The sequence below is a fragment of the Actinomadura fibrosa genome (assembly GCF_900659615.1).
GTDB classification, from domain to species: Bacteria; Actinomycetota; Actinomycetes; order Streptosporangiales; family Streptosporangiaceae; genus Spirillospora; species Spirillospora fibrosa.
In genome coordinates this window covers 1-2,208 of the sequence record NZ_CAACUY010000508.1, presented here as the reverse complement: position 1 = coordinate 2,208, position 2,208 = coordinate 1, and the positions used below count along the sequence as shown (strand labels likewise).

General features: G+C 76.4%; 3 protein-coding genes. All 3 read right to left on the bottom strand.

Annotated elements, in window-relative coordinates; all coding sequences use genetic code 11:
- The coding region (locus E1300_RS49170; RefSeq protein ID WP_370786331.1) for a shikimate dehydrogenase family protein at nt 1-370 on the bottom strand (370 nt) is incomplete at its 3' end.
- Between the two features lie 2 nt (nt 371-372).
- Nucleotides 373-1,329 carry a 3-dehydroquinate synthase gene (locus tag E1300_RS49165; protein WP_242619913.1) on the bottom strand — a complete coding sequence of 319 codons (957 nt, stop codon included), beginning with the start codon at nt 1,327-1,329 and terminating at the stop codon, nt 373-375.
- 256 nt (nt 1,330-1,585) lie between these two features.
- Nucleotides 1,586-2,208 (bottom strand): ROK family protein (locus E1300_RS49160; RefSeq protein ID WP_131764108.1); only part of this gene is annotated, 623 nt, incomplete at its 5' end.

Here is a 2,208-nt window from a genome sequence, read left to right as displayed (position 1 = left end):
CGTGCCCGGCGGCGCGCAGCCCGCGGACGAAGCCGACGCCGTCGAAGTTGTCCGCGCGCCAGCGCCCGTCCGGCTCGCGGCGCAGCGCGTTCGCGCTCCCGGCGACCGCGGCCGCCGGCGCCAGCTCGTCGGCGTACCGGCAGATCTCGATCTTGTGGGGGACGGTGACCAGCAGCCCGTCCAGGTTGCCGATCCGCCGCAGCCCGCGCACGGCCTCGGCCAGGTCGGGCGGCCGCACGCGCATCGGGACGAGCACCGCGTCCCGGCCGAGCCGCTCCAGCAGCGGATTGACCAGCGACGGCGCCCGGACCTGCTCGACCGGATCGCCGAGGACGGCCAGCAGCCGGGTCGTGCCGGTGATCCGCCCCATCCCTAGCCTCCCTCGACCGGCATCTCCGCCAGCGCGGCGGCGACCGCGGACTCCGGCACGTCCCGCACGGGCTCGGCGCCGCGCGGGCCGTCCAGCACGAACGTCAGCCCGTCGGTGGCCTTCTTGTCCCGCCGCATGAGTTCGATGAGCGCGCCGTGGCCGGCGTCCGCGGGCAGCGCGGTCGGCAGCCCGTACGCCGCGACGACCGACTCGTGCTCGGCGACGCGGTCCGGGCCGATCCGGCCGAGCAGTCCGGCCAGCCTCCCCGCGAAGACCGTGCCCACCGCGACCGCCTCCCCGTGCCGGAGCCGGTAGCCGGTGGCGCGTTCGAGCGCGTGCCCCAGCGTGTGCCCGTAGTTGAGCAGGTGCCGGAGGCCCGCGTCGCGCTCGTCGGCCGCCACGATCGACGCCTTCAGCGCCACGCTCGCGGCGATCTGCTCCTCGACGGGCCGCCCGCGCAGGTCGCCCGCGCCGATGAAGTGGCACCGCGCGATCTCCCCGTACCCGTTGATCCGCTCGCGCCGGGGGAGGGTCTCCAGGTAGTCGGTGTCGCAGAGCACCGCGCGCGGCTGCCAGTACGCGCCGACGAGGTTCTTGCCCTGCGGCAGGTTCACCGCGGTCTTCCCGCCGACGCTGGCGTCCACCTGCGCCAGCAGCGACGTCGGCAGGTGCACGACCGCCACGCCCCGGTGGTAGAGCGCCGCCGCCAGCCCCACGGCGTCGGTGGTCGTCCCGCCGCCGCACGAGACGACGGCGTCCGACCGGGTCAGCCCGAAGTCGGCGAACCGCCGGCACAGCTCCTCGACCCACGCGAGCGTCTTGTGGTGCTCCCCGTCCCGCGCGGGGACCAGCACGGACGGCACCCCGGGATCGGGCGTCCACTCCTCCGGCCGGGCCGACACGACCACCACCCGCCGAGCCCCGATCCCCGCAACCACCTCCGGCAGCTTCGTCCGCACCCCAGCCCCGATATGCACGAAATACCCGCGCTCACCCAACGCCACCTCAACAACCCGAAAGCCCCCAAGCCCCCCAAGATCCGCCCCCACCCGCAAACCCCCACCGGTCCCCGAATCCACACTGCCCCCCGAACCCGCGCCGGTCCCCGAGCCCGCGCCGGTCCCCGAGCCCCCACCGGTCCCCGAGCCCGCGGCGGCCTGTGGAGGCGCGACCGTCCTGGAAGCCGCGCTGGATGCTGGGGCCGCGACGATGCTGTCACCTTGTCCGGTCATGGTTTGTCCCCTCTTGTTCTGCTAGCAGCAGTGCCCCGTGCAGGGACGACAGGGCGCCCAGTTCCGCCGGGCGTACCGGTGGCGGGGTGTAGCCCGGGCGCGCGTATCCGGCGGCGCGTTCGGCGATCGCGGCGGTGAAGCCCGGCAGGGCCGCCGCGACGCCGCCGCCGATCACGGCCACGTCGGGGTGCAGCAGCTCGCCGAGGCAGGTGACGGCGGCGGCGAGCGCGTCCCAGGCGGGCTCCAGTGCGCCCACCGCCCAGGGCTCGCCGGCCGGAAGCCCGTCCTGGAGGTCCGCGAAGGAGACGGCGGCGCCGCGGAGGTGGGCCGCCCGCCGCAGGATCGCCGGGCCGGACGCGGCGGCCTGGACGCAGCCGAACCGGCCGCAGTCGCACCGCTGCGACCGGGCCGACCGGTCGACGACGAGGTGGCCCGCCTCGCACCCGGGCACGGGCCGGCCGTCCAGGACGGCGCCGCCGCCGACGCCCGTGCCGACGCCGAGGTAGACCGCGTTCCGCGCCCGCAGCCGCCCGGCCTCGGCGAGCGCCGCGCAGCTCGGGCTCGCCCTCGACGACCCGGGAGAACCGGAACAGCTCGTCCTCCAGG